This window comes from uncultured Phenylobacterium sp., assembly GCF_902826855.1.
GTDB lineage: Bacteria > Pseudomonadota > Alphaproteobacteria > Caulobacterales > Caulobacteraceae > Phenylobacterium.
On record NZ_CADEGK010000002.1, the window covers coordinates 53,469 to 80,136 of the forward strand.

The following is a 26,668-nucleotide window of genomic DNA, read 5'->3' on the forward strand; positions in this document are numbered from 1 at the left end:
GGCCGGGCTTCGAACAGGCCGTCGAAGTCCAGCTCGCGAGCCACGAGACCGGCAGCGAGGACCTGCGCATCGCCCAGGCCCAACAGATCGTCGAGGCCTATCGCCAGGCCGAGGTGCAGAACGCCCTGGGGGCCGATTGCGTCCCGCCGCGCGAGGCGGTACGGCCCTCCGAGCTGCGCGCCGATGAGATCCTGCTCTACCCGATCCTCCTGCCAGACCGGATCGAACTGATCTACGCGCAGGGCGGGCCCGGCGGGACGCAGTACCGACGGCTTCCGGCCAATCGGACGGCCGATCGCGCCACGGTCGCAGCCCTGGTTGCGGAAGTGGTCAACGCCACCAGCGGCGATGCGAGCGCCGCCTGGCGGGCGCCGGCGCGGCGGCTCTACCAGTTGGTGATAAGGCCGATCGAGGATCGGTTGCGCCCGGATGGAACCCTGGTGATCATCCCCGATGGACCCCTGCGGGCCCTGCCTTTCTCGGCCTTGCTCGACGGACAGGACGCCTTCCTGGTGACCCGCACGGGGATCACCGTGGCGCCGGCGTTGACCTATTCCCAGCCCGGCAGGGATCGCGGCGGGCGCGCCCTTTCGGTGGTGGCGGCGTCCCTGCAGAAGACCGTCGTGCTGCCGGCCGGCTATTTCGCCAAGCTCGAGGGAACCGCGGAGGAAGCCCAGGTGGCGGCCGCCGTCGGTGGGGGCGGCGCGCGCAACAGCCGCCACATCGCCGACTTCCAGACCGCCGACCTGCAGGCGGCGCTGTCGAGGGGCCATGTCGACGTGCTGCACGTGGCCACCCACGCCGCGTTCAACGGCCGGTCCGACCGTTCTTTCATCGTGGCGGATGGCGAAGCGATTCCGATGGCGGACCTGCGCCGACTGATCACCGCCAACCGCGGCCGGGGCGATGAACTGGACCTCCTGGTGCTGAGCGCCTGCGAGACGGCGGTCGGCGACGATCAGGCCAGCATGGGTCTGGCGGGGGCCGCGGTGCAGTCCGGCGCGCGCAGCGCGATCGCCTCGCTCTGGCAGGTGGACGACCGGGGGACCGTCGAGTTGATGAAGCAGTTCTACGGCGGCTACCGCGGCGGCCTGGGCAAGGCCGAGGCGCTGCGCGCGGCGCAACTGAACCTGATCGCGCGCGGCGGCCGCCTCGCCGAACCCGGCATCTGGGCGGCCTTCGCGCTGCTGGGAGCCTGGCGATGAGGGCGGTTCTGCTGACATCCGCCACGGTGCTGATGCTGGCGCTGGCCGCACCTGCGGCCACCCAGACCTCGATCACGCCCGATACCGCCACCGGGCTGACCACAGGCACGGCGATCAGCCGCGTCGGCGCCGTGACCACCATCGCCGGGGGGACCCAGGCCGGCGCCAACCTGTTCCACAGTTTCAACAGCTTCAGCCTCGGCGCGGGCGAGGTCGCGGCCTGGACCGCCTCGAACCCCACGAGCGTGGCCAATGTCGTCAACCGCGTGACCGGCGGCGGCCTCTCGACCATAGCCGGGACCCTGGACACCACCGCGCTCCCGAACGCGGACTTCTACTTCATCAACCCGGCCGGAATCCTGTTCACCACCGGCGCCCGGGTGGCGGTGCCGAACGCGGCGCATTTTTCCACCGGCGCAGGCGGCCTGAGGTTCTCCGACGGGACGACCTTCGCGGCGCTGCTGCCGGGCGGCGCGAGCTTCTCCGCCGCCGCGCCGGAGAGCTTCGGGTTCCTCGGTCAGGAGAACGCACTCGTCATCGACGGCGTCGGCTTCGGGTTCCTGCCGATCGGGACCAGCCTGTTCGTGGCCGCCCCCAACGTCGGCATCAATGCGTCGAGCTTCACCCCGCTCACCTTGGATCTCGTGGCGACCGGCGGTGAGGCGCGCAGCGTGGCGCTGGCCCACCCCCTGGGCGGCGGGCCGCTGGCGGGCCTCGCCCTGCTGATCGAGAGCCAGATTTTCGCCACGGGCACGGGGTCGGGGCTCCCGGCGATCCGCATCGGCGCGGACAGCCTTTCGCAGTCGGGAGGATTCCTCACTTCGAGCACGGCCGGCGCGGACGACGCCGGCGATCTCTTCATCCGCGCCCGCGCCGTGGATATCACCGGGTTCATCGGGTCCAACACCTCAGGGCCGACCACCGAAGGCAGCGCCGGTACGGTGTTCATCGCCGCCAGCGATGTGCGTATCAGCGACCTCGGTATCGTCTCCTCCGCCACGCTGGGCCGGGGCGATGCCGGCGACGTGGTCATCGCCGCCGACCGTCTCCTGATCGAGAGGGGCGGCAGTATCGGGACCGACACGGCGACGGCTCAAGCTACCGGCCGGGGCGGAATGGTGGAGCTCGATGTCGGGGCGCTGACAGTTCGCGACGAGGGCCAGATTTCCTCTTCCACCAATGGTCCCGGGAATGCAGGCGGCGTTCGGATAAGAGCGGACTCGGTCCTGCTGGACACCCGTGGCGGCATCGGCTCGGTCACCCTGGACGGCCCCGGGGATGGGGGTTTCGTGCGCATTGACGCCGGCGCCCTGGACATTCGGGGCGAGGCCGGAATCAGCTCCTTCAGTTCCTCCGCGGGCGATGCCGGCAGTATCGAGATCAGCGCCGATCGGGTGTCGATGTCGGGTGACGCGAACATCTTCTCGCAGAGCCTCCTGTCCGGCGCCGCGGGCAACGTCACGATCGACGCGACCACCTTCACGCTCGACGGCGGCTTCGTGGTCTCCGACACCTTCGGGCCAGGCCGGGCCGGGGTCATCTCGATCCGCGCGCCGGACCTCAACGTCCGGAACGGCTTCATCACATCGGAGAGCCGCGGCGCCGGCGACGCCGGCGACATTGCATTGGTCGCGACGCGGCTGAGCGTCACCGAGGACAGCTTCATCAGCTCGTCCACCAGCAAGGGCGGCGCCGGCGGCCAGGTTTCGATTAAGGCAGGCCAAGCGCAGATCGATTTCTCCGAGGTGCGCTCGCAGGCCAACGCGGGCTCCACCGGGGCGGCGGGCACCCTGCTGATCGACGTGGATCAGCTGAACGTGACGAACCAGACCGTCATCTCCTCCTCCACGCTGGGCGACGGCGACGCGGGTCTGGTGTCGATCACCGCCAGGGACATCGTGCTCGACAACTCCGGCGTGCTGTCGCGGACCTTCGCGCCGGGGTCAGGCGAGGGCGGTCAGATCCAGATCCGTACGGGCACGCTGCAAGTGAACAATGGCGGCGGTATATCGTCCTCGACCTCCTCGTCCGGGCAGGCGGGCGACGTGCTGGTCACCGCCGCCAAGGTGAGCCTCGACGGGGGTGGGACTATCGAGTCCGGCGCGGCGTTGGGCTCCACGGGCGGCGGCGGCACCGTGACCGTGACCGCCGCCGAGAGCCTGACCTTGCGCGACGGGTCCTCCCTCGTGACTTCGACCTTGGGCGCCGGGGATGCCGGGCAGCTCAAGATCGCCGCCGGCGCCGTGTCCGTCGAAGACCTCTCGCTGCTGGCCTCCCGGGCGCGCGGGGCGGCGTTGGGCGCGGCCGGAAGCATCCAGGTCACGGCCGGCTCGCTCCAGCTGGTGCGGGGCGGCCAGATCGAGACCAGCTCGCAGAACGCCAACATCGCCGGGGACATCCGGATCGCCTTAACCGGGCCGGTCACCGTCGACGGTCGGGACTCCCGCATCGCCAGCGAGAACCTGTCGGCGACAGGCGGCGCGGCCGGGGCGATCGCGATCGCCGCCGCCCGGATCGTCTTGGCCGAAGGCGGTGCGATCTCGACCAATGCGACCACAGGCGCAGCTGGCGACATCTCACTGTTCCTGCCCTTGGACGGTCTCCTGCGGCTGGATGGCCGCACGCGCGCGAGCGTGATCACCACCTCGTCCGGGCCAGGGACCGGGGGGCGGATCGTCATCTCCGAGCCGCTCGCGGTGATCTCCAACGGCGGCGCGATCCTAGCCCTGGGCCAGGCCCAGGGCGCCAATGTCCAGATCCGGTCGGACTTCTTCATCCGCTCGTCGGACCGTGTGAACCTGCTCTCCGTCGACGGCGAGTTGGTGTTGGACAGCCAGGTCAGCGACGTGAGCGCCGGCGTGGCGATCCCCGACGTCTCGTTCCTCGATGCCTCAGGGGTGCTTCGCGGGCAGTGCCCGGCTCCCCGGAGCGGCGGGGTCACCAGCCAGCTGAGTCTGCGGGCCTATGGGCCTTTCGGGGCCGAACCCGAACCGGCGCCGGAGCAGGTCCGGACCTCGGCGTTGCAGGTGGGCCTCGCCGGGCGCGCGGGCGGTTGCCATTGAGCGCCGGGGTCTGGGGCTTCGCCGCGACGCTGGCGTTCGGTGCAGGCTTGGCGCAAGCGCAGCCCGCCGCGCCGCTGGGTGAGCGCACGGGGCCAAACCGCGCTCCGCAGGCCGTGCCGTCCCCCGCGCGGCCCGCGCCGGCGCAACTTCCCGAGGTCGTCCCCACCGCGCCGCGGTCGCCGACGTCGTCGGGTATCGTCCGGCTGTCCGACGTGCGCGTTACCGTTGAGCCCGCACAGGCCAGCGCCCCGGCCCCGGCGGATTGGCGGCCGGTCGCCGACGCGCCCACGGGCTTGAAGCTGGACCTGCGGCCTGGGGAACGGCTCGACGGCGCCTGGGTCCGCAGCCAGTTCGCCGACAATGGGCTGATCGGGTCGCCGGCGCCGCTGGATCGACTGGTGGCGCTGGCCCAGCTGATCAACCTCACGCTCGTCCGGCACGGGCTGATCAATTCCGGAGTCCGGCTCGAAGGCGCCCTCCCGGCAGATGGCGGGGTGCTCGACGTGCGTCTCGTGCTGGGCCGCAGCATCGGGCCGGACGGCGAACCGGTCGTGGTGGCCTTCGGACCGAGGGGCTCGCGCGGCCTGAGCGCAGCTTACATTCGCGCGCGACTACCGTCCGCGGCCGCGGTCCCGTTCAACGCCCAGGCCGTGGAGCGTGAGTTCCGGCTGCTGGCCCAGGACCCCGCGATCCGGACGATCAATGCCAACCTTCGGCCGGGCCAGGCCCCGGGCCAGGCGAGCCTGCAGATCACCGTCGAGCCCCAGGCGCGGCTCGACCTGTACGCCTCGGCGGCCAACAGCCGCTCTCCTTCCATCGGCGGAGAGCGCTATGCGGTCGGCGGATCGTTCCGCAACCTGGCCGTTGCGGGCGACCTCGTCAGCGGCGAGTACGGCCGCACGGCGGGCCGCGAGGATTTCTTGCTGGGTTATGAGGGGCCGTTCCTGTCGCCCCGCACGACCATCTCCGCGCGCGGCGGCCGCAACGAGGCGGCGGTGGTCGAGTCCGCGCTGCGCCCGCTGGGCATCAGGTCCCGCGATTGGTTCATCGACGGCGGCGTCACGCACAAACTCATCGATACGCCCCTCGCGCCGCTTTCGGGCGGCGGGATCGCGCCAGCGCGCACGCTCTCCGTCGGCATGCGCGTCACCCATCGAGAGCAGCGCACCTATCTGCTCGGTCAGCCGTTTTCGTTCGGACCGGGCTCGGTGGATGGCCGCTCTCAGTACACGGCCGCGAGATTGACGGCGGACTACGTAGAGCGCGGCGTGCGCCAGGTGTTAGTCCTCTCGGCCACGGCCACCCTGGGTCTCGACGGCACGCGGACCGACATCCCCGGACTGCACGGGCCGGAGTCGGACTTCAAGGTTGCGCTCGTCCAGGCGAGCTATGCCCGGCGCCTCACGCGAGGCGGCCTGGAACTGAGAGGCCGGCTGGCGGCGCAGATAGCGGACGGCCCGCTCTATTCGGGCGAGCGGTTCTCGGCCGGCGGCGAGAACAGCGTTCGGGGCTACCGCGAAAATTTGCTCCTCGCCGACAATGGCGCCTTCGGATCGTTGGAACTGGCCCAACCCTTTAACCTGGGCGATCAAGCCGAGACATCGAGCTTTCGGTGGGGCGCGATCACGGCCAGCGCCTTTCTCGACGCGGCCTGGGTCGACAACCGCCGCGGGCTCGACCCGACGCCGCGGTCGATCGCGAGTCTTGGAGCCAGCCTCGCCTGGACACCGTCGGACGCCTTGTTCGTGCGCCTCACGTACGGCGCAGCCCTCAGGGACGTCCCGGTCAGTGGCGGCAAAGACCTGCAGGACCGTGGTTTTCACTTCAGGGTCACCCTGCGGCCGCTCGCCCTTCGATAGGCGGAAGGCCCGACGCATCCTCCGCGGGCCCGCGGACGGCGACCTCCGCCCGCGAGCGTCCTGACCACGGCCGCCCAACCCCTTGTTGCCTGACACGGAAGTTGATGGGAACGTGCCGAGCGAGTGGGGTCAACCTGCCGCCAAGGGATGGAAACCCCCGGGGAAGCCATGCTCTCAGACGTCAAGGTGCTGGAGCTCTCGGCGCCGCAGACCATGCTGGCGGGATCGATCCTGGCCGACCTCGGCGCGGAGGTGATCGCGCTCGAGCCGCCAGGCGGGGCTGCGGGCCGCCGGCTGGCGCCGTTCGCGGGCGGGGAGCCGGGTCTGGAGCGCAGCCTGACCTGGCACGCCCTCAACCGCAGCAAGCGGGGGGTGACGCTCGACGTGGCGGCGCCAGACGGTCGGGAGATCCTGCAGGCGCTGGTCGAGCGCGCCGATATCGTGATCGAGGCCTGCGACCGCGGCTCTGCGTTGGACGGCCTGCGACGGCCGGACGACCTGATCGTCTGCCGGGCCACGGCCTTTTCGCCGGGCGGGCCGAAGGCGGCCTATCGCGCGACGGACGCGGTGGTGGTCGCGGCCGGGGGCGTGCCGGCGTTGGCGGGCCCCGCGGACCGGCCGCCGCTGTTCTTCCCGTCGCCCCAGGCGATGATGGAGACCGGCGCCGAATGCGCCGTGGCGGCCCTCGCCGCCCTCGCGGCGCGCGACCGGCTGGAGGGCGGCCAGACGGCCCACGTCAGCGGACGCATCGCCACCCTGCCCGCGGCCCTGGGGCGGCTGGTTTCGGGACGTTCAGGCAATCCGGCCAGCCGCCGCCAGAGCGCGCCGCCGCCCGGGCCGCTGCCGGCGATCCCCGGCGTCTACGAATGCGCCGACGGCCACGCGATCGTCACCGTGGCCTTCACGCCCGCCTTCGTCGCCATGACCCAGCGGATCGCCGAGTGGCTGGCCGACGAAGGATTGCTGGCGCGCGAGGTCGCCGGGCTGGACCTGCTGGCCACGATGCGAGCTGTCATGGCGGGAGAGGCGGGGGCCGGGCCGATCGAGCGCTTCCGCGACGCATTGATCGCGGGCTGCCGGCGCAAGACCAAGCGCCAGCTCACCGAGATCGCGGCCGAACGGCGCTTCATGGCCGCGCCGGTGATGACCATGGCCGACATCGCCGCCTTCGAGCACTACCACGCCCGAGGCCTCTTCGTCCCGCAGGAGGTGGCCGGGCGCAGCGTCGAGGTTCCGGCGCGGTTCGCCCAGTTCAGCGACTATCAGATCGAGGTGCGCCGGCCCGCCCCGGCGCTCTCGCAGCACACGGGCGAAGTGCTGGGCGAGCTGGGCTACAGCCGCTTGGAAATCCAGGCGCTGTTCGCACAAGGGATCATCTGATGCCCGCGCCGCTCGAAGAGCTCAAGGTCGTCGACCTCGGCTGGATCATGGTGGGGCCGGTCAGCGGCCGCTACCTGGCCGAACTGGGCGCCGACGTGATCAAGGCCGAGACCGGCAAACGACCCGATCCCCTGCGCGGCCTGGGCCCGTTCAAGGATGGCCGGCCGGGGCTGGAGCGCTCGCTCTCCTACCACCTGACCAACGCCAACAAGCGCAGCCTGGCAGTGGACGTGAAGCGGCCGGAGGGCCTGGACTTGGTGCGCCGGCTGGTGGCGGACGCCGACGTCTTCATCGAGAGCTTCACGCCCGGCGCGATCGACGGAATGGGGCTGAGCTACGACGCGCTCGCCGACGCGAACCCCGGGCTCATCATGGTCTCGACGGGCATCCTGGGACGCAAGGGCACGCTGGGCCTGGGCATGAGCGGCACCGGCATGACCGGCAGCGCCTATGCGGGCGCCGCGCACCTGATGGGCTGGCCCGACCGGCCGCCGACGGGGCCGCTGGGGCCGTGGACCGACGCGGTGGCGCCCCGCTTCATCGTCAGCGCCATCCTGGCCGCCCTGCACCGGCGCAAGGCGACCGGGGGCGGCGTGCACATCGACCTCGCGCAGGCCGAGGCGGGGCTGCAGTTCCTGGCGCCGGCGTTCCTCGACCATCAGGTGAACGGGGTCACGGCCGAGCGGCGGGGCGGGCTGTCCGATCCCCTGCGCGCGCCCTGCGGCGCCTATCCCTGCGCCGGCGATGACCGCTGGGTGGTGATCGACGCGCCGGCGGCGGACGCCTGGGCGGTCTTGGCGGCGATCGTCCCCGGGCTGGACGATCCGCGCTTCGCCACCCTGGTCGGGCGCCTGCGCCATCGCGAGGCGCTGGACACGCGGATCGCCGCCTGGACGCAGGACCAGACGGCCGAGGCGGTGGAGCAACGGCTGCAGGCCGCTGGCGTCCCCGCCCACGCCCTCTGCCACGATGGCGACCTGCACGAGGACGCCGACCTTGAGCACGCCGGGTTCTACCGCCGCATCGAGGACGACGAGATCGGCGAGGGCTGGATCCCCGGTCCGCAGTTCAGCCTCGACCGCACCCCGCATGCGCCCACCCGTGCGGGCCCACGCATCGGCGATGCGAGCGAGGCGATCCTGGCCGAACGCCTGGGCCTCGCCCCCGACGAGATCGCCCGCCTGAAGGCCGCCGGCGTGCTGGCGTGAACCCCATTCGAGAACGGAGAGCCCAATGAACGACACGGTGCTGATGGAGACGCGCGGCCAAGTGGCGGTGCTGACCCTGAACCGCCCCGACCGGGCCAACACCCTGAACGGCGAGCTGATGGCCGCCCTGCAGGAGAAGGCGGGGGAGGCGGCGCGGGACAAGGAGGTCCGGGTGCTGATCGTCACCGGCGCGGGACGGCACTTCTGCGGCGGCGCCGACCTGCGTTCCCCGCGCAGCGCCGTCTCTGGGCCTCCGCCCGGCGCGCCTAACGCCGGCATTGCGCTGGACTGGGTGCCGAAGCCGGTCATCGCGGCGATCAACGGGGCGGCCATGGGCGGCGGCTGCGAGATCGCGCTCTCCTGCGATTTCCGGATCATCGCCGCCGAGGCCAAGATCGGCCTGACCGAAATCCGCTTCGGCGCCCTGCCGGCGGGCGGCGGCACGGCGCGGGCGCCGCGGCTGATCGGCCTGGCCGCGGCCAAGCGCATGATCATGATCGGCGAGCCGCTGGACGCCGCCGAGGCCCTGCGGGTGGGCCTGGTCGACGAGGTGGCCGAGACCGGCCAGCTGATGGACCGCGCCTTCGCCCTGGCCGAGGTGCTGGCCAGCCGCGCGCCCTACGCCATGCGGACCGCCAAGCAACTGTTGAACCAGAGCCTGGAGGTCGACCTCGGCACGGCGCTGGCCATGGAGCGGGCCCTGATCAGCCGCATGGGCTCGCCGGAGGAGATGCAGCAGGCACGCGACGAGGCGGCCGCGCGCAGCAGCACCTACGCAAACATTTTCTCCAAACCCGACGCGAAGGTGGGCTGAGCCATGGCCGACGAGAAGGCTCCTGTGGAGAAGGTCCGCCCGGCCTTGTTTCGCGCCGAAGGCACGGCCGCCGATCCGAACCATCCCGCGCTGCTGGGCGGGCGCTGCGCGGCCTGCGGCTTCGTGTGCTTCCCGATGCAGACCTATGGGTGCGAGGCCTGCGGCTCGACCGCGATGGAGCCTTACGCCATTTCCGGGCGTGGGCGGCTGAGCGCGTTTGCCCGCGTGCATGTGCACGCTGGCGGCGGGCGCGAGGCGCCGTTCACCGTGGGGTCCATCGCCCTGGATGATGGCGGGGTGGTGCGGGCCCTGATCGATCGGGGGTCGGAGGACGCCCTGACCCACGACGCGGCCATGGTCGCGGTCCTGGTCCGGGAGTCGCGGCCGGGCCGCGGTGAACACGACCTGCGCTTCGCCCTCGCATCGAAGGAGGCCTGACCATGGCGCGCCTGCTGAACGACCTGCGGCCCGTCTATGTGGTCGGGATCGGCTTCCATCCGTACCAGTACCCGACCGAGACGCCCTATGTGACGCTGGGTCTGACCGCCGTGCGCGAGGCCCTGGCCGACGCCGGGATCGCCTGGGGCGAGGTGGAGTCGAGCTATATCGGCACCGCCCTGCTGGGTATGGCGATCGGGCGGCCGATGCTGCGGCACCTGGGGGCGCTGGGCCAGCCGCTGGTGCACATCGAGAACGCGTCGGCCTCCGGCTCCACCGCCTTCCGGCACGCCTGCATCGAGGTGGCCGCCGGCATCAGCGACACCGCCTTGGTGCTGGGGATCGATAAGCGGCCGGACGGGCCGATCCCGCGCGCCTCGACGGCGATCCCGACGCTGGCCGGCGACGCGGTCGTGCCCTTCACCCACTTCGCCCTGCTGGCCGACGAATACGCGGCCAAGCATGGGATCGATCCGGCCGACCTCGCCCTGGTGGCGGTGAAGAACCACAACAACGGCGCGCTCAATCCCAACGCCCAGCGCCAGAAGACCCGCACGCTCGAGGAGGTGCTGGGCGGCCGCGCCATCTCCGGCACGCTGACGGCCCTGCAGTGTACGCCGGTGGGCGAAGGCGCCGCGGCGGTGATCGTGGCCTCCGAGGAGGGGATCAAGCGGCTGGGCATCGACGCCGGACGGGCGATCCGCGTCGCATCGTCCGCGGCGGGCAGCGAGACCGCCGGCAACAGCCTGAACCCCGACACCGGCCTCTCCGCCGAGATCATGACCCGGGCCATGCGCGAGGCGCAGGTGGCGCCGACCGCGCTCGACGTGGTCGAGCTGCACGACGCCTTCACGGTGGAGGAGCTGCTCTACGCCGAGGCCACGGGCGTGTGCCGGCCGGGCGAGTTCATCCCCTTGCTGAAGGAGGGCGCGTTCGACATCGGCGGCCGCTGCGCCATCAGCCCCTCCGGCGGGCTGATCGCCATGGGCCACCCGATCGGCCCCACCGGTGTCGGCCAGATCGGCGAGATCGTACGCCAACTGCGCGGCGAGGCGACGGGCCGCCAGCAGCCAGGCGCGCGCACGGGCCTCGCCCACATGGTGGGGGTGGGCGCCGTCTGCTACGTGCACGTTCTTCAGAAATAGCGGCTTCGACCAGGGGCGCCGGTGATCCTGTCGGGCGCCTACCGGCCGCCTTGCTGGCCTCGCAGGGCCCGGAGCAGGTTGTCACGCAGCCTGACCATCAGTTTCTGCACGACAGGAAAGTCCTCCCCCAGGCCGCTGGCCACCCTTAGACCTGCCTGCGGCGTGCGGGCCATCTCGCGCACACGCCGGCCCTCCGGGGTCAGGCTGACGATGACCTGGCGTTCGTCGGCGGGGTCGCGGCGGCGGCTGACGTAGCCGAGGGTCTCGAGCTTCTTGAGGATCGGGGTCAGCGTGTTGGACTCCAGGAACAGCTTCTCACCCAGCGCGCCGACGCTCTGGTTGTCCTCCTCGGACAACGCCACGAGGGCGATGAACTGAGTGTAGGACGTGAGCCCCAGCGACTCGATGAGCGGCTTGTAGGCGCGGCCGAAAGCCAGGTTCGCGGAATAGACGGCAAAGCACAGGAAGTCGTCGAGCCCGGGGGTCTTGGCAGGTTCTGGGGCGGCGGTCGCGCCGGAGGACGTCATGGATATCCCACCGGTTCGGTCCGCGCCAATATAAATCGCTACCGATTAAATCGGAAGGACTTGACAAGTGCACGGACATCGATCATTTCAATCGCTACCGAACCAATCGGTACCGATTTAAACCACATCCTAAAGGAAATGCCGCCATGACCACCCAAACCCTCGATCGTCGCCTAACCGATGCGCCGGCGCTGGCCGCTCTCGACACCAAGCTCGAAGTTCTGCTGCTGCCCGTCTCCAACGTTCACCGCGCGGCCGATTTCTACCAGCAACTCGGCTGGCGACTGGACGTAGATCACCGGGAAGGCGATGCCCGCATCGTCCACTTCACGCCCCCAGGCTCGGCGGCTTCCGTCATGTTCGGAACCGGCCTGTCGCCGTCGGCGCCGGGTTCGGCGCAGCTGACCTTCCTGGCCGTCTCCGACATCGTCGCGGCCCGCGCCGGGCTGCTGGCCAAGGGCATCGACGTCAGCGAGGTGTTCCACGACCGCAACGGCGGCTACCGCTTCGATCCCGACGCCCGGCAGGTCGGTCCGGACCCGGACCGCCGCAGCTACGCCTCCTTCGCCACCTTCAGCGACCCGGACGGCAACAGCTGGCTGCTGCAGGAAGTGACCACGCGATTCCCGGGCCGCATCGACTCCGGCGTGACCAGCTTCGGCTCCGCGGCCGACCTGGCCGGCGCCCTGCGCCGCGCAGCAAACGCCCACGGCGCGCACGAGGCCCGCAACGGCGGCGGCTACGACACCAACTGGCCCGACTGGTACGCCAGCTATCTGGCCGCCGAGCAATCCGGCGCGCCCCTGCCGCTCTAGGCGCGCAAGCCCACCGGTGGCGCGATGACCTCGGCGCCACCGGGCCCCCAACCTCATACGGGAGAAAACCTCATGACCACGTTCGTCCGAACCTTCGCCGCGGCCCTCATCGCAGGCGGCATCCTCGCCACCGCCGCGGTGCGACCCGCGTCCGCCCAGCCCGCCGTGTCGGCCTTCCTGCCGGTCGCCGACGAGCCTGCGCCCAGGCTGATCGTCGAGCCGCCGATCCCGCATCGGCTGGCCGCGGGAGCCGTGCTGATCCCCTACCGCACCGAGAACTTCCGCATCCTGCCGATCTTCGGCCCGAACGCCGTCGACGTCTCGCCGCGCGCCGGACACCTGCACGTCACGGTCGACGACCTGCCCTGGCACTGGGCTGACGCCAGCGACGACCAGACGGTCGTGGTCGTGGGGCTGCCCCCGGGACCGCACAAGATCCTGCTCGAACTGGCGCTTCCGGACCATCGGGTGCTCAGTGGCCACACGGTGACGTTCGTGGTGCCGGAGACGACGCACAACCATCACTAGCCGGCCGAACCGCGAGGAGGCGTGTCATGCCGAATGCAACGAAAGCGAGCCGCGCCTTCGACGCCATAATCGTCGGCGCAGGCCAGGCCGGGCCGGCGCTGGCCGGGCGCCTGACCGCGGCGGGCCAGCGCGTGGCCCTGATCGAGCGCGGCCGGCTCGGCGGGACGTGCGTCAACACCGGCTGCACACCCACCAAGGCCATGGTCGCCAGCGCCTATGCGGCCCAGACGGCCCGCCGCGCGTCGGCCTACGGCGTGCCGGCCGGGCCGGTGGCGGTTGACCTGGCCGCCGTCGTCGATCGGGCGCAGGCGGTCGCGGCGGCCTCTCGCGGCGGGCTCGAGTCCTGGCTGTCCGGCATGGCGGGCCTGGAGCTCATCCGGGGCCACGCACGCTTCACGGCGCCGGGGGTCTTGGACGTCGACGGCCAGGCGATCACCGCGCCGCGCATCTTCCTGAACGTCGGCGGGCGCCCCGCGCGACCGGCCATCGCCGGCGTCGACGCCGTGCCCACACTGGACAGCACCGCCATTCTGTCGCTCCGCGAGCGGCCCGATCACCTGATCGTGGTCGGCGGCAGCTACATCGGGCTGGAGTTCGCCCAGATGTTCCGCCGCTTCGGCTCGCAGGTCACCATCGTCGAGGCCGCGACGCGCCTGATCGCGCGCGAGGACGAAGACGTCAGCGCGGCGATCCGCGAACTGCTGGAAGCCGAGGGAGTCGCGGTGCGAACTGCCGCCACCTGCATCAGCCTCGCGCCCGATCCGCTGGGCGTGTCCGTCGGCGTAGACTGCGCGGAGGGGACGCCGCAGATCGCCGGGACCCACGTCCTGCTCGCCACCGGCCGGCGGCCGAACACCGACGATTTGGGCCTCGACCTGGCGGGCGTGGAAACCGACGCTCGCGGCTACATCCAGGTGAACGATTGGCTGGAGACGACGGCGCCGGGCGTATGGGCGCTGGGCGACGTCAACGGCCGCGGCGCGTTCACCCACACCGCCTGGAACGACCACGAGATCGTCGCCGCCAACCTGCTCGACGGCGGCAATCGGCGCGTGGACCAACGCGTTCCCGGCTACGCCCTCTACATCGACCCGCCGCTGGGTCGTGTAGGCATGACCGAGACCCAGGCCCGGGCGACCGGGCGTCCGCTGCTGGTCAGCCGCCGGCCGATGAGCCGCGTCGCGCGCGCTGTCGAGAAGGGCGAGACGAACGGTCTGATGAAGGTCGTGGCCGATGCCGAGACCCGCCAGATCCTCGGCGCCGCCATCCTCGGCGTCGGCGGCGACGAGGCGATCCACGGCATCCTGGACATGATGAGCGCCGGCCAGACGATCGATGCGCTCCGCTGGGCTGTGCCGATCCATCCGACGGTCTCCGAGCTGATCCCGACGCTGCTGGTCGACCTGCAGCCAGCTTGAGCGGCGCCAAGGATCAGGGAGGCCACAGGCAGCGCTTCTCCTTCGTCGCAACGACCCAGAGGCGAGAAAATGCCCGCGAGGGTAGAGAAAGACCTTGCCGAACCCTGCAATCTCGGTTGCGCTGAATCTGCCGCTCGCCCGGGTTGCGGGTGCTGGGGGTGGATCGTGATGCGGTGGATTGTCCTGTCGTCAGTGCTGTTGCTGGCGGGGTGCAGCTCCACCGGCGCAGGCCCGAAAAGCTCCCTGACGCCGCAGGCGCTGTCGATCACCTATCAGGCGCCGAAGACCAGGGTGGCGGTGGAAGGCGACCTCACGCTGATCAATTGCGAGCCCGTCCGGGTCATCTCGTCCCTCAGCCTCAACGCCACCGGAGTCGCCGATCCGGCCGCTACCTTCACCCTCGACGGCAAATACCTGAGCGGGGCGTTCACGAAGCGCGACGTCAAGGTCGAGCTCAACGAGAACCGGACCCTGAAATCCATCAACACGTCGGTGAGCGACCGGACGGGGGCGGTGATCACCAACTTGTTCAAGACGGTGGGATCGATCGTTACCGGCGTCCGGGCGCTGGAGGCCGGGTCCCCCACCGTCTGCAACCCGCAGACGCTGGGCGCGCTGAAGCAGGCCGAGGCGCTCGCCGTCAAGATCGACACCTTGCGCGCGGCGCTGGCCACCAATGCTGCGCCGCGGACGGCTGTGAAGGACCTCGACGCGCTGGCCGCCCAGCTGGCCTGGGTGCGCACCAACCAGCTCACCCTGAAAGCCTCCCGGACGTTGACGCTGCCTGCCTCGCCCGACGCGCCGCCGCTGGAGGGAACTCCGGGGCCCGCCGCCAAGGCCTACGACCTGCGCTGGACGCTGGCGGACCTGGGCAAGTGGTTCGCCAGGGACCCGCAGACCGATCCCTGCACGCCCGTCCATCCGGCCTCGTTCGCCGTCGACCCAAGCAAGCAGGACTGTGAGCTGGTCACGGGCATGCTGAGCCTGACCTGGAGCATCACCGGCATCGCCGCGCCGGACGACAAGCGGGTGGCGGCCAGCCCGTGCCTCAGGACCGATGCCTCCGAGGCCCAGGTCGCCGAATGCCGGCGTTCCCTGGTGGTGACGGATCCGGTCATCAGTCAGGTCACGGTGGCGACCGTCCGCCCGGACTATATTGGTCACGGCCCGGGAGAGACCCTGGCGCAGGCCAGCGTCCCGGTCGTGCAGTACGGAACCGCCGGCTACATTCCGCTGGACGTCGGCTTCGCCAAGTCGCGGGTGGTTGCGATGACGTTCGACCAGTTCGGCCGGCGGCAGACCTTCAGTTGGACGTCCGAGGCGTCCGCCGAGAACGCGACCGCCGCGCTGAACGATATCGCCACGGCGGGCGCGGCGACGGCCAAGATCCTGCGGGGCGACACCCAGGCGGAGGCCTGGACAAAGGAGAACGCCCGCCTCGAGACCCAGATGAAGAACAACCTGCTGAAGTCGTGCCAGGCGGCGATCCAGGCAGGTGCGACGGCCTGTCCGGCTCCGCCCGCGGCGGCTCCGGCCGGGGAGTGAAGCGGACGGCGGAACACCGCAACAAGGAGGCAAGCCCATGGACCTGAGGCGACGGACGTTCTCGATGGCGCTGGCTGCAACCGCGCTGACGCCGGGGCTGGCCGGGGCGCAGGCGGGGCCGCGCTATGTCCGGCGCGACGTCTATGCGACCGGCGCGGGCGCCGCGCCGCTCGCGGCCTACGCCCGGGCGGTGGCGGCAATGAAGGCCCGGCCGGCCACCGATCCCACCAGCTGGGCGTTCCAGGCCAATATCCACGGCACCTACGACGACCCGGTGCTGGGGCCGAACGATCCCCGGGCCATGTGGAGTTCATGCCAGCACAGCAACTGGCACTTCCTGTCGTGGCACCGGATCTATCTGCACTATTTCGAGCGCATCGTCCGCGCCGCGTCGGGCCAGCCAAGTTTCGCACTGCCCTACTGGAACTATGAACTCGCGACGAGGCGCGCCTTGCCGCCCGCCTTCCGCACGCCGACGATCGGCAACGCCCTCTATGTGGCCGCTCGCAACGATGGGTCGGACCCGGACCCGCTGTTCAGGATCAACATCAACCGCGGCGACCGGATCCCGGCCAGCGTCGTGCGGTCGACCAACGCCATGGCGGCGGCTCGCTTCGGCGGGCCGCAGGGCGTGCCGCCGGGCGTCTCGAACCTGCTGGAGAGCCAGCCGCACAACATTCTTCATGTCGTGATCGGCGGCGACGGCCTGATGTCGGATCCGGCGACGGCGGCGCAGGACCCCATCTTCTGGCTGCATCACGCCAACATCGACCGCCTCTGGAGCCGCTGGGCGCGCCAACCGGGCCGGGTGCCGCCCAGCGACACCGCCTGGCTTGACCGCAAGTGGACCTTCTTCGACGAACGTGGCGCGCGGGTGGAGATGAGCGGCCGGCAGATCCTCAACACCGCCACCCAGCTCGACTACCGCTATGATGACGAGCCGGCGACGCCCACGCCGGCAGCGCCGCAGCCCACGGTGACCGAGACCGAGGCGATTCCCCCTGCGCCGGTGGCGCAGGCCGGGGGCGTCACGCTCGACAGGACACGGCCCGTGGCCGCCACGCTTCGGGCCCTGCCGACGGAATCGGCCCGGCCGGTAGCGCCGGAGTCCGGCGCGCCGACCTACCTCGTGCTGGAAGGGTTCGACTACAAGGGCCGCCAGTCCACCTGGTACGAGATCTACGTCAACGCGCCGGACGCGGCGCGCCTGTCCGCCGGCGGCCCCTATTTCGCGGGCAATCTGGGACTCTTCGGGCTCGCCGGCGGCCACCACGGGACGGAGGTCGGACGCACGGTCCTGGAGATCGGAGACGTCCTGCGCCGCCAGCGCCGCGCGGGCCTGTGGCGCGGCGGCGAAGTCACCGTGCGCTTCGTGCCGCGAGGGCCGCGCAGCGCCACGGAGTCCACCTCGCCCGCGCCGAAGATCGGTGCCATCCGGCTCCTGCAGCAGTAGGCCGGGCATGCTCGCGACCCGAGAGCAGATCACGCGGCTCCTGCTCGGCGGCCGCGTGCCACGGTTCATCCAGGATTCGCCCATCCTGCCAGACGTGTGGAGCGCCTTCGCGCGCGATCCCGACACCACCGCCGATGTTTTGCTGACCGCGCATCAGGACGACAACGCCTCCGCGCTGGCCGCAGAAGTGCGCCAGCGGCTGAAGGATCACCGCCGCCGGCGCCGCCGCGAGCCGGCCAGCGTGGCGCCCCTGGCGGGAGTGGCCGCGGCGCGGGTCTACCTGGACGAACTGTTCACCGTCCTGTTGCCGATGACCGCCTGGTGGCGCGAACTGAAGATCCCCGAGGCGATCAAGACGCCTAGCGGCGCGAGCAAGCTGGTTCGGGCGGTCGAGCGACTGCGGAGCGGCCGGCAGACCGATGACACCGAGCAGCCGGCCCTGTCGCGGGACCTGGTCTGGCTGGTTTCGGCGGCCGGCGCGATGCTCGCGGCGGACAAGTCCGGCGTCCGCGATCCTTCGGAGACGCAGTGGCCGCCCGGCCCGCAGGAGTCGGTGGACGCCTTCCTGCACATGGCGCCGCTCAGTGCGCCCGCCGCGACCGCCGCGCCGGATCGGCGCATCTGGCGCATCGCCCTGAACCGCACCGCCCGACCCGCAACGCGCCAGTCCGTGCTGGCGGTCAAGGCCGACGCGGCGCTGGCGGTGTTCAACATCAGCTGCGCCCACATCACCTGGGCGGTGCTGGACTGCGGCATCGCGTCAGACCACCCGGCGTTCCTCACCGCAGACGGCGAGCACCGGGTGGTGCGCACCCTGGACTTCACCCAGGCGCGCGATCTCCTAGATCCCGCGCGGCTGAACGACCTGCTGGCCGAGATGCGCTCGGCGCCGGACACCGGCGGGCCGCAGGGTTCGAACGCGCAAGCGCTGTATCGCCGCCTGGAGGCCTACCTCAAGCTCCAGCGGCCACCCGGCGCGCCGGCCCTGGGCTTCAACGACATCGCCCAGTTCATGGTCGCCACCCGCAAGCGGCTGGAGGGCGGACTGCAGGTGGACATGGGCATGCTGGAGCCTTTCCTGCAGGTGTCTGACCCCATCGCGCCGGAGTTGAGCCACGGCACCCATGTGGCGGGGATCATCGGCGCGGACTGGGATCCTGCGATCGACGGCAAGCCCCTGCGCGGCATGTGCCCGGACATCCGGCTGATGGACCTGCGCGTCCTCTCACACGACGATCCTGACGGGTCGGGCTCGGAGTTCGCCGTCATCGCGGCGCTGCAGTACATCCGGCACATCAACGACCGCTCCAACCAGCGGATTGTCCACGGTGCGAACCTCAGCCTCTTCACTCCCCATGACGTGCGCAACAACGCTTGCGGCGCCACGCCGGTCTGCGAGGCGTGCGACGACCTTGTCGCGAGCGGGGTGATGGTGGTGACCGCCGCCGGCAACGGCGGGCTGCGCGTCGACGCCGGCCCGGACGGGACGGAGAAGGTCGGCTACCTGGCCATCAGCATCACCGACCCCGGCAACGCCAATGCGGTGCTGACGGTCGGCTCCGCCCACCGCGAGCGGCCGCACCAGTACGGCGTGAGCTACTTCTCCAGCCGCGGCCCGACCGGCGACGGGCGGCGCAAACCCGATCTCGTCGCCCCGGGCGAGCGCATCGTCAGCACCCTGCCGGGCCCATCCCTCGGTCCGCGCGATGGCACCAGCCAGGCCGCGGCGCATGCCAGCGGCGCGGCGGCGTTGCTGATGGGGCGCTACCCCGAGCTCATCGGCAATCCGGGCCGCGTGAAGCAGATCCTGTGCAAGACAGCGACCGACCTGGGTCGCGACCACTATTTCCAGGGGGCCGGCATGGTCGATGTCCTGCGCGCCCTGCAAGATCCCTAGGAGGACGTGCGATGGCTGAGCTTAAGTCTGTGAGCAACGGCGCGGAAGCGGAGGTGGCGCCCCTCGCGCCGGAGAAGCGACAGGTGCTGTCCGTGGACGGCGGCGGCGCGGTCGGGAACACAGGCGACCAGCGCCGGCTGGTGGCCGGGGCGGCAGCCCCGCTGCGCGCCGGGGGCGCCGGCCCGCTGTCGGTCATCGGGCTGGACGAGCGGACCCGGATCTTCACCACCGACGTCCCGCCCTACGTCCTGGTCTGCGCCCTGGACATCACCGCGCCGTGGGGATCGTTCGTCGGCACCGGGTGGTTCATCGGCAAGCGGACCATCATTACGGCCGGCCACTGCGTCTATCACCGCACCTCGATGGGCGGGTGGGCCACCAGCATCCGGGTCATCCCGGGCGCCAACGGGGACGCTGAACCGAACGGCGGCCTCGCCTCCAGCAAGTTCAGCACCACCGAGACCTGGCTCGCGGACATGAACCCCGACCACGACGTGGCGGCCATCCACCTGAGCCAGGACTTCCTGCCACCGGGGGTCGCGCCGTTCCGGGTCGCCACCCTGCCGGACGCGGCGTTGGAGGGGCACTCGATCAACGTGAGCGGCTACCCCGGCGACAAGGGCGGCCGCGAGCAGTGGTGGGCGCGCAACCGCATCCGCGCCGTTCGCCCGCGCCGGATCTACTATGACGTCGACACCATGGGCGGTCAGAGCGGAGGCCCGGCCTTCCTGCTCGATGCGGCGGGCGGCGCGCCGACCGTGGTGGCCATCCATGCCTACGGCACGGGCGGCACGCCGGCGGACCTGCCCATGGAGGTCAACTCGGCCCCGCGGATCACCGCCGACGTCCTGGCGCTGTTCAAGCAGTGGGTCGATCAGGACACCCCCGGCGCCGCTGTCCTGACGTGACCGCGACGCGGCGCCGACGGGGCCGCGTCGTGGACGCGGAGGGCCGCCCTCAGGCCGACCTGCTTGTGGTCGTCACCGAGAGCGACGGCCCCGCCCCGGACGTCGCCGCCCGGACGGATGCCCAGGGCGCCTTCACGTTCGGCCTGCCGGATGGCGAGGCGGAGCTGGCCGCCTACCGCGAGGGGCAAGAGGTCGCGCGGGGCCGGTTCCGGATGGGCGCCGATGCGACGCCGTTGGTGCTGATTTGCGGGGAGGAATGACGTTGCGGACATGGCGCATGCAGGGGGCGGCGGCCCGGGCCTTTTTGGCAGGACTGGTCCTCTGCGCGACGCTGGCCGCGGCCGCCGCCGCCGATGGGCCGGAGAAGGCGGGCGCCGTCGGCGCCGCGGTCTCGGTTTCCTCCCCCGGATCGGCGGCCCCCGCTACGCCCACGTCCGCCCCGGTCGCGCCGGCGGCAGCGGCGACGAGCGCCGGGAGCGTCAGTGCGGTTCCCGGCGTCCAGCCGTTCACGACGTCTGCGGCGAACCTGCCGGTCACGCTGAGCGTGCCGCAAAGCCACCCCGCGGAGGACGCGACCCTGCTGATCGCCGGGGCGACCGTCCTGCCTGCGGGGGTTACGGCGACCTGGTGGGATCTCGATCGCGACGTGGCGATCGCGACCGGCCAACCCGTTAGCGTGCCCCTGAGGCCGGGCCGTCCAGTGCGCCTCCAGCTTCGCCTGGCCAACTTCGCGATCGGCCAGTCGTACGCAGCGGAGGTGACGCTCAGAGGGTCACAGGGGCTTGTCGCCATCCTGCCGGTAGGCGCGCAGCGGGGCGGCAGTCCCCTGCCTGCCGACGCCCTGAAATCCCCCTCGGCGCCATTGCAGATGGAGGTGGGCGAGACTCCCAAAGAGGTCTCCCTACCTCTCCAGCACAGCGGTCCGTGGCCGGCCGTGGTGACGGGCCCCGATACGGTCGAGGTGGTGGCGGCGCGCAACAACGTCTCGACCCTGTCGAGCGCGAGGATCCAGGGCTCCTACATTCAATGCGGCGCGGATCGAGGCGGCCCCGGTAAGGCCGTGGTCGTACCGCCAGGCAAGACGTGCCAGGTCCGGTTTGTCCTGCCGCTCAGCGATCCGGGCCTCTATACGGCCAAGGTCTCGGTCACCGACCAGGACGGCCGTTTCGTGGCCGGCCAGGCGACTGTGCAGGTCCGCGCCAGTGCTCTGTGCGCCATCGCCCTGGCGCTCCTGGGCACCCTCCTGGGCTGGGCGTTCAAGCTCTGGACCGAGAAGGCCCGGCCGCGCCTGCTGGCCCTGGAGCAGCTGGCGGACCTGGAGGCGGGCTGGTCTTCGATCGGCGCGGCGGCGGATCGCCTCGGCCTGGGATGGGTCACCCGCCCCATGGGCCGTCGGCTGGCCGACGTGCGCCGCCAGGTCCAGGCCGGCGCCACCTCGCCCTCGCCAACCATCGAGGCCCTGGCGATGCGCCTGCAGCGCCTCGATCGCTGGATCGCGCTGGAGGAGGAGGCGGCAGGACCTCCGAGGCTGGCCGGCATCGAGGCGAGCGCCAAGCCGTTGCGCAAGCTGCTCGCCAACGTCGGCGCGGATATCGCCGCGTCCGACGAGGCCATCGTGAAGGCCATTGAGGCGTTCGAGCGGGCGATCGACGCGGCCCGTGCGAAGGCCGCCGGCGGCGCGGAATTGGCGCCTGACCGGCGGCCCTCGGATCTGGCCTTCCAGCCGTTCACGCCCAGGAAGCTGCGCTGGTTCGGGGACCTTGTCGGCGGCCTGCTGGGGATGTTCGTCATCGTGGTCACCACCTACCTGGCGGTCTGGCAGCCAAATCCGGCCTGGGGCAGCGTGGCGGACATGCTGACCCTCCTGGTCGGGTCCATCGCCGCCCAGGCCGGCGCGCTCGGCGTCTCGGACGCCTTCCGCAGCCGCTTCGTGCGCGCCGGATGACCCGCCGCCAACCGGCTGCTGGCGCAGGTTGGGTTGACCGGTCGCGCGGCAAGCCGCTACCTCCGCGAGATCACTGAGCTCGCGCCTGCTGACGGCTCGGCGCCGAGGTGGGAGGGGCCGACGCGATGCATGCGGATATCAACGCAGTCCTGGCTGCCTGGAAGGCGGCGTTCGACGCCGCGGACGCCGACGGCCTCGCGCGGCTCTACACGCCGCAGGCCGTGTTCATCGGCGGCATCGGCGGGATCAACCACGGCGCAGAGGGCGTTCGCCGGTACTTCACCCAGAACGCGGGCCCGTCTCAGGTCGTGTTTCGCGATGTGCAGATCCAGGTGATCGCCGACGACGTCGCGATCGTCTCGATGATCGGGGCGATATCTCGCCAGGGCGGCGGCGAGGCCCGGGACTTCCGGTTCCTGCAGACCTACCGCCGCGACGGCGACGGCTGGCGGATCGTCGGACACCACGGCTCGCATAGCCTCTGACCGCCGAGCCCGCGGACGGCTGGAGCGCGCCGCACTGGCGGGAACGCGGCCGGATGTGCCACAGGTTCGGCCATGAACGCGCGTCGCCCCAGAGCGCGCCTGACGGGAGGAACCTCGACGTGACCGTGAAGACCGAAACCGTGACCTACGACGCCGATGGCCTGTCGATGGTCAGCCATTTCTACTGTGACGACGCCAAGTCCGGACCGCGGCCCGGCGTGCTGGTGTTCCCGGAAGCCTTCGGCCTGGGCGACCACGCCAAGGGACGGGCCGAGCGGCTGGCCGGCCTGGGCTATGCGGCGCTCGCCTGCGACCTGCACGGGCAGGGCGCTAGCATCGGGATGGACAAGCTGATGGCCGTGCTGGGCCCGCTGATGCAGGACCCGACCCGCACCCGCGCCCGCGCCAAGGGCGGACTGGACGCCCTGGTCGCCCGGCCCGAGGTCGACGGCGCCCGCGTGGCCGCCATCGGCTACTGCTTCGGCGGCACGATGTCGTTCGAGCTGGCCCGAAGCGGTGCGCCGATCGTCGCGTCCGTGGGCTTCCACTCGGGCCTCGGCACCGCGAAGCCCGAGGACGCCAAGAACATCAAGGGCAAGGTGCTGGCCTGCATCGGCGCCGATGATCCGGGCGTGGATCCCGCCCAGCGCACGGCCTTCGAGGCCGAGATGCGCGAGGCCAAGGTGGATTGGCAGCTGCACCTCTACGGCGGCGTCGTCCACAGCTTCACCAACCCCGAAGCCGACAAGATGGGCCGGCCGGAGTTCGCCAAATACGACGCCCGCGCCGACGCCCGCTCATGGGCCGAGATGATCGGCCTGTTCGACGAGGTCTTCGCCTGAGCTTGCCCGGCTGTCCGCGCCGGCCCTAAGCTGACCGATGACAATGACGTCCCCCCGCGCCTGGTGCGGCGCGGCGGTGGACGCGTGAGGGAGAATGAGCCGATGACCGCAGCCGTAGAGATCGATCCGAAGACCGGTCGCAAGATCTTCAACACCCGTGCGGCCAAAGCCACGGACAGAATCCAGGGCAAGGGCTATTCGGTGGTCACGGACGAGGCGCTGACCGCGCTGCCCGAGCTTCCGGCGGGCGCGGTGTTCGATGCTGAGGAACAGGCAAAATACAAGGCCTTCAAGGACGCGCGCCGCGGCGCCGCCGACTACATGGCCATGGAAGGCGACTTCAAGAAGTACCTCGAAGACGTCTACTCCGCCCCGCCGATCCCCCGCGAGCCGCTCACCGACGAATGCGATATCCTGGTGGTGGGCGCCGGGTTCTCAGGCCTGCTCCTCTGGCACAAGCTGCGCGACGCCGGCTTCACCGACGTGCGCTTCTGCGAGAAGGGCGGTGACGTCGGCGGCACCTGGTACTGGAACCGCTACCCCGGCGTGGCCTGCGACGTCGAGGCCTACAGCTACCTGCCGCTGCTGGAGGAGACGGGCTACATCCCCTCGATGAAGTTCGCCTCGGGGTTTGAGATCCTCGAGCATTGCCAGCGCCTGGCCGAACATTTCGGATTCTACGAGCACTGCCTGTTCCACACGACCGTCGAGGGGACCACCTGGGACGAGGGTGCGGCGCGCTGGACCGTGACCACGAACCGTGGCGACCGCATGCGTGCGCGTCACGTCATCCTCGCCAACGGCATCCTGACGACGCCCAAGCTGGCGCGGATCGAGGGCATGGAGACGTTCAGGGGCGAGTCGTTCCACACCTCGCGCTGGGACTACAACGTCGACCTCCAGGGCAAGCGCATCGGGATCATCGGCACGGGCGCCACTGCGGTGCAGGCCATCCCCGAGCTCGCCAAGGTGGCGAGCGAGCTCTACGTATTCCAGCGCACGCCCTCGTCCATCGACGTGCGTGACCAGCGCGAGACGACGGCCGAAGAGCGCGACGTCTGGTCCAGCGAGCCGGGTTGGGCGCGCGCGCGACGGGCCCGCTTCGCGAAGATCTCGGCCGGCCGCACGGCCATGCGGGCCAACGACGACTATCTCGCTGGCAAGGTCGCCGATTTCAAGGAGCGCAAGACCTACGAGCGGCCCCTGACGCCCGATGAGCTGATGCAGAAGCAGCTCGACGCCAACTTCCGGATCATGGAGCAGATCCGCGCGCGGGTGGACGCCATCGTCAAGGACCCGAAGACCGCCGCGGCGCTGAAGCCCTACTACCCGTACGGCTGCAAGCGGCCGACATTCCACGACGAATACTTGCCGACCTTCAACCTGCCGCACGTCCACCTGGTGGACACCGCGCCCACGGGTGTGGCGAAGATCAACGAACGCGGCGTGGTCCACGATGGCGTCGAGTACCCGCTGGACGTGCTGATCTACGCCACCGGCTTCCAATGGATGGGCACGTCGACCTTCAACATGATCACCGGGCGCGACGGCCGCACGCTCAAGGGCAAGTGGGAGGCGGAGGGGGTGAAAACCTTCCTGGGTCTGCACAGCCACGGCTTCCCGAACCTGTTCATCGTCTCCGGGCCCCAGGGCGGCGGCGGCAGCTTCAACTTCACGGACGTCATCGAAACCCACGCCGACTATGTGGTCTGGATGCTGAGCACCCTGCGTGAGCGTGGCGCGGCGACGGTCGACGTGCGGCCCGAAGTCGAAGACGCCTACGCCGAACACTGCAAGCAGGCGGACCTGATGACCGCGCCGCTCCGCGACTGCATCTCGTACTACAACGGCGAAGGCGGCGCGGCGCCGGGCAGCCTCGCCTATTACGGCGGCGGCCAGTGGCACAAGCTGCGCATCGCGGCCCAGGCCACGCTGGAGCCCTTCGTGTTCGAAGATGCGCGGCCAGGCTAGCTGGTCGAGGCGGCGTCCGGCAGGTTGAGAATCCGCTTGGCGATGATGTTGTGCTGCACCTCGTAGGAACCGCCGGCGATCGAGATCGCCTTGCCGCCCAGCCAGCCGCGCACCGTCACGATCTCGTCGCGCGAGAAGCCGTCGCCGGCCCAACCCAGGCCGGATGAGCCCATCATCTCCACGGTGAGCTCGGCGCGCGTCTGGGCGATGAGCGTGGACGAGGCCTTCAGCATGGACACCGCGTTCGACGGGCTGGCGTTGCCGCGGGACTCGGCATGGGCGCGGGCGATGGTCAGCGCGTGAGCCTTCTCGTGCATCAACTGCCGGGTCAGGCGCGTGCGCAGGTCGGCGTCGGCGATGCGGCCCTGCTCATCCAGTTCCACATAGCGCTTGGCGACGTCCTGCAGCGGGTCGGGTTGGCGCGCGGACACGGGGTCGCCGGTCTGGCTCGCCCGCTCGTGCTGCAGAAGCCGCTTGCCCACGGTCCAGCCGCCGTTCAGCGGCCCCAGCAGGTCGTCCTTCGCCGCCCGCGCCTCGCTGAAGAACACCTCGCAGAACGACGACGCCCCGCCGATCATCTCGATCGGCCGCGCCTCCACGCCGGGCTGGCGCATGTCGGTCATGATGAAGCTGATGCCCTCGTGCTTGCGCGCCGCGGGATCCGTTCGCACCAGCACCCCGCACCAGTCGGCGTGGTTAGCGCCCGAAGTCCACACCTTCTGGCCCGAGATTTCCCAGTGGTCGCCCTTGTCCAGGGCCCGAGTCTGCAGGCTGGCCAGGTCCGAGCCGGCTCCGGGTTCGGAATAGCCCAGGCACCAGACGATCTCCCCGCGGGCGATCGGCGGCAGGTGCCGCAGCTTCTGTTCGTGGGTTCCATAGTCCAGCACGGTGGGCCCCACCATGGTCACGCCCAGGCTGATGTAGATCGGGTTCGACGCTCCGATCCGCGCCATCTCCTCTTGCAGCCCCCGCGCGGCCCGCGCCGAGAGCCCGCCGCCGCCGTACTCCTTGGGCCAGGTGGGCACGCCCCAGCCCTTCTCGGCCATCCGCTGCTTCCAGAGGAGGGCGTCGCCCTGCGGCGGGCTCCCCGAATACTGGAGCTCTGTCGGCCGGCCCTTCTGGGATGGCGGGAAGTTCGCCTCCAGCCAGGCGCGAGCCTCGGCGCGGAAGGCCTCGAGCTCGGCGTCGTCGTTCACCTCGGTCATGGGCTCGCTCCCCTTGGG

General features: G+C 70.9%; 22 protein-coding genes. 20 read left to right on the plus strand and 2 right to left on the minus strand.

Going from position 1 to position 26,668, the window contains the following annotated elements; genetic code table 11:
- Positions 1-113 precede the first annotated feature (113 nt).
- From QZV94_RS00700 to QZV94_RS00735, 8 genes are all read left to right on the plus strand, one after another.
- Entirely contained in the window at positions 114-1,205 is a 1,092-nt protein-coding gene (locus QZV94_RS00700) for a CHAT domain-containing protein (protein ID WP_293675871.1), read from the plus strand.
- Positions 1,202-4,267, plus strand: a complete 3,066-nt coding sequence (locus tag QZV94_RS00705) for a filamentous hemagglutinin N-terminal domain-containing protein (protein WP_293675872.1) — start codon at positions 1,202-1,204, stop codon at positions 4,265-4,267. Before QZV94_RS00700 ends, QZV94_RS00705 begins: the two co-directional genes overlap by 4 nt.
- Entirely contained in the window at positions 4,264-6,126 is a 1,863-nt protein-coding gene (locus QZV94_RS00710) for a ShlB/FhaC/HecB family hemolysin secretion/activation protein (protein ID WP_293675873.1), read from the plus strand. Before QZV94_RS00705 ends, QZV94_RS00710 begins: the two co-directional genes overlap by 4 nt.
- 168 nt (positions 6,127-6,294) lie before the next feature.
- The gene (locus tag QZV94_RS00715; protein WP_293675874.1) at positions 6,295-7,506 is read left to right on the plus strand and encodes a CaiB/BaiF CoA-transferase family protein; all 1,212 of its coding nucleotides are present in this window, start codon (positions 6,295-6,297) and stop codon (positions 7,504-7,506) included.
- Positions 7,506-8,714, plus strand: a complete 1,209-nt coding sequence (locus QZV94_RS00720; RefSeq protein ID WP_293675875.1) for a CaiB/BaiF CoA-transferase family protein — start codon at positions 7,506-7,508, stop codon at positions 8,712-8,714. The genes QZV94_RS00715 and QZV94_RS00720 overlap by 1 nt, the downstream gene beginning before the upstream one ends.
- A 25-nt stretch (positions 8,715-8,739) precedes the next feature.
- Positions 8,740-9,528 carry an enoyl-CoA hydratase/isomerase family protein gene (locus QZV94_RS00725; protein WP_293675876.1) on the plus strand — a complete coding sequence of 263 codons (789 nt, stop codon included), beginning with the start codon at positions 8,740-8,742 and terminating at the stop codon, positions 9,526-9,528.
- A gap of 3 nt (positions 9,529-9,531) precedes the next feature.
- Complete coding sequence (locus QZV94_RS00730) at positions 9,532-9,966, plus strand: OB-fold domain-containing protein (protein WP_293675877.1); 435 nt, start codon at positions 9,532-9,534, stop codon at positions 9,964-9,966.
- A 2-nt stretch (positions 9,967-9,968) separates the two neighbouring features.
- Positions 9,969-11,111, plus strand: a complete 1,143-nt coding sequence (locus QZV94_RS00735; protein WP_293675878.1) for a thiolase family protein — start codon at positions 9,969-9,971, stop codon at positions 11,109-11,111.
- A 38-nt stretch (positions 11,112-11,149) separates the two neighbouring features.
- Here QZV94_RS00735 and QZV94_RS00740 read toward each other — a convergent pair whose 3' ends face one another.
- Positions 11,150-11,638: a MarR family winged helix-turn-helix transcriptional regulator gene (locus tag QZV94_RS00740; protein ID WP_293675879.1), complete on the minus strand. Its 489-nt coding sequence runs from the start codon at positions 11,636-11,638 to the stop codon at positions 11,150-11,152.
- A gap of 146 nt (positions 11,639-11,784) precedes the next feature.
- On the opposite strand from QZV94_RS00740, the gene QZV94_RS00745 reads away from it, so the two are divergent.
- The 12 genes from QZV94_RS00745 to QZV94_RS00800 all read left to right on the plus strand — a co-directional run bounded on the left by QZV94_RS00745 (position 11,785) and on the right by QZV94_RS00800 (position 25,445).
- Positions 11,785-12,453: a VOC family protein gene (locus QZV94_RS00745; RefSeq protein WP_293675880.1), complete on the plus strand. Its 669-nt coding sequence runs from the start codon at positions 11,785-11,787 to the stop codon at positions 12,451-12,453.
- A gap of 72 nt (positions 12,454-12,525) precedes the next feature.
- A complete protein-coding gene (locus tag QZV94_RS00750) occupies positions 12,526-12,981 on the plus strand; it encodes a DUF6130 family protein (RefSeq protein WP_293675881.1) in 456 nt (151 codons plus the stop codon).
- Positions 12,982-13,007: 26 nt separating this feature from the next.
- Complete coding sequence (locus QZV94_RS00755) at positions 13,008-14,399, plus strand: FAD-containing oxidoreductase (RefSeq protein WP_293675882.1); 1,392 nt, start codon at positions 13,008-13,010, stop codon at positions 14,397-14,399.
- Between the two features lie 168 nt (positions 14,400-14,567).
- The gene (locus QZV94_RS00760) at positions 14,568-15,944 is read left to right on the plus strand and encodes a hypothetical protein (RefSeq protein WP_293675883.1); all 1,377 of its coding nucleotides are present in this window, start codon (positions 14,568-14,570) and stop codon (positions 15,942-15,944) included.
- A 37-nt stretch (positions 15,945-15,981) separates the two neighbouring features.
- The gene (locus QZV94_RS00765; protein WP_293675884.1) at positions 15,982-17,397 is read left to right on the plus strand and encodes a tyrosinase family protein; all 1,416 of its coding nucleotides are present in this window, start codon (positions 15,982-15,984) and stop codon (positions 17,395-17,397) included.
- 7 nt (positions 17,398-17,404) lie between these two features.
- Complete coding sequence (locus QZV94_RS00770) at positions 17,405-19,294, plus strand: S8 family serine peptidase (protein WP_293675885.1); 1,890 nt, start codon at positions 17,405-17,407, stop codon at positions 19,292-19,294.
- Between the two features lie 11 nt (positions 19,295-19,305).
- Entirely contained in the window at positions 19,306-20,202 is an 897-nt protein-coding gene (locus QZV94_RS00775) for a trypsin-like peptidase domain-containing protein (RefSeq protein WP_293675886.1), read from the plus strand.
- A 29-nt stretch (positions 20,203-20,231) separates the two neighbouring features.
- Positions 20,232-20,462: a hypothetical protein gene (locus QZV94_RS00780; RefSeq protein WP_293675887.1), complete on the plus strand. Its 231-nt coding sequence runs from the start codon at positions 20,232-20,234 to the stop codon at positions 20,460-20,462.
- Complete coding sequence (locus tag QZV94_RS00785) at positions 20,459-22,147, plus strand: hypothetical protein (protein WP_293675888.1); 1,689 nt, start codon at positions 20,459-20,461, stop codon at positions 22,145-22,147. The genes QZV94_RS00780 and QZV94_RS00785 overlap by 4 nt, the downstream gene beginning before the upstream one ends.
- Before the next feature lie 125 nt (positions 22,148-22,272).
- Positions 22,273-22,632: a nuclear transport factor 2 family protein gene (locus tag QZV94_RS00790; RefSeq protein ID WP_293675889.1), complete on the plus strand. Its 360-nt coding sequence runs from the start codon at positions 22,273-22,275 to the stop codon at positions 22,630-22,632.
- A gap of 119 nt (positions 22,633-22,751) precedes the next feature.
- Positions 22,752-23,474 carry a dienelactone hydrolase family protein gene (locus QZV94_RS00795; RefSeq protein ID WP_293675890.1) on the plus strand — a complete coding sequence of 241 codons (723 nt, stop codon included), beginning with the start codon at positions 22,752-22,754 and terminating at the stop codon, positions 23,472-23,474.
- 102 nt (positions 23,475-23,576) lie between these two features.
- Positions 23,577-25,445, plus strand: coding sequence for an NAD(P)/FAD-dependent oxidoreductase (locus QZV94_RS00800; RefSeq protein WP_293675891.1), 1,869 nt, complete (start codon positions 23,577-23,579; stop codon positions 25,443-25,445).
- On the opposite strand, the gene QZV94_RS00805 is transcribed toward QZV94_RS00800, so the two are convergent.
- On the minus strand, positions 25,442-26,650 hold the full coding sequence (locus tag QZV94_RS00805; RefSeq protein ID WP_293675892.1) for an acyl-CoA dehydrogenase family protein: 1,209 nt from the start codon (positions 26,648-26,650) through the stop codon (positions 25,442-25,444). The two genes, QZV94_RS00800 and QZV94_RS00805, sit on opposite strands and share 4 nt — an antisense overlap.
- Positions 26,651-26,668 lie beyond the last annotated feature (18 nt).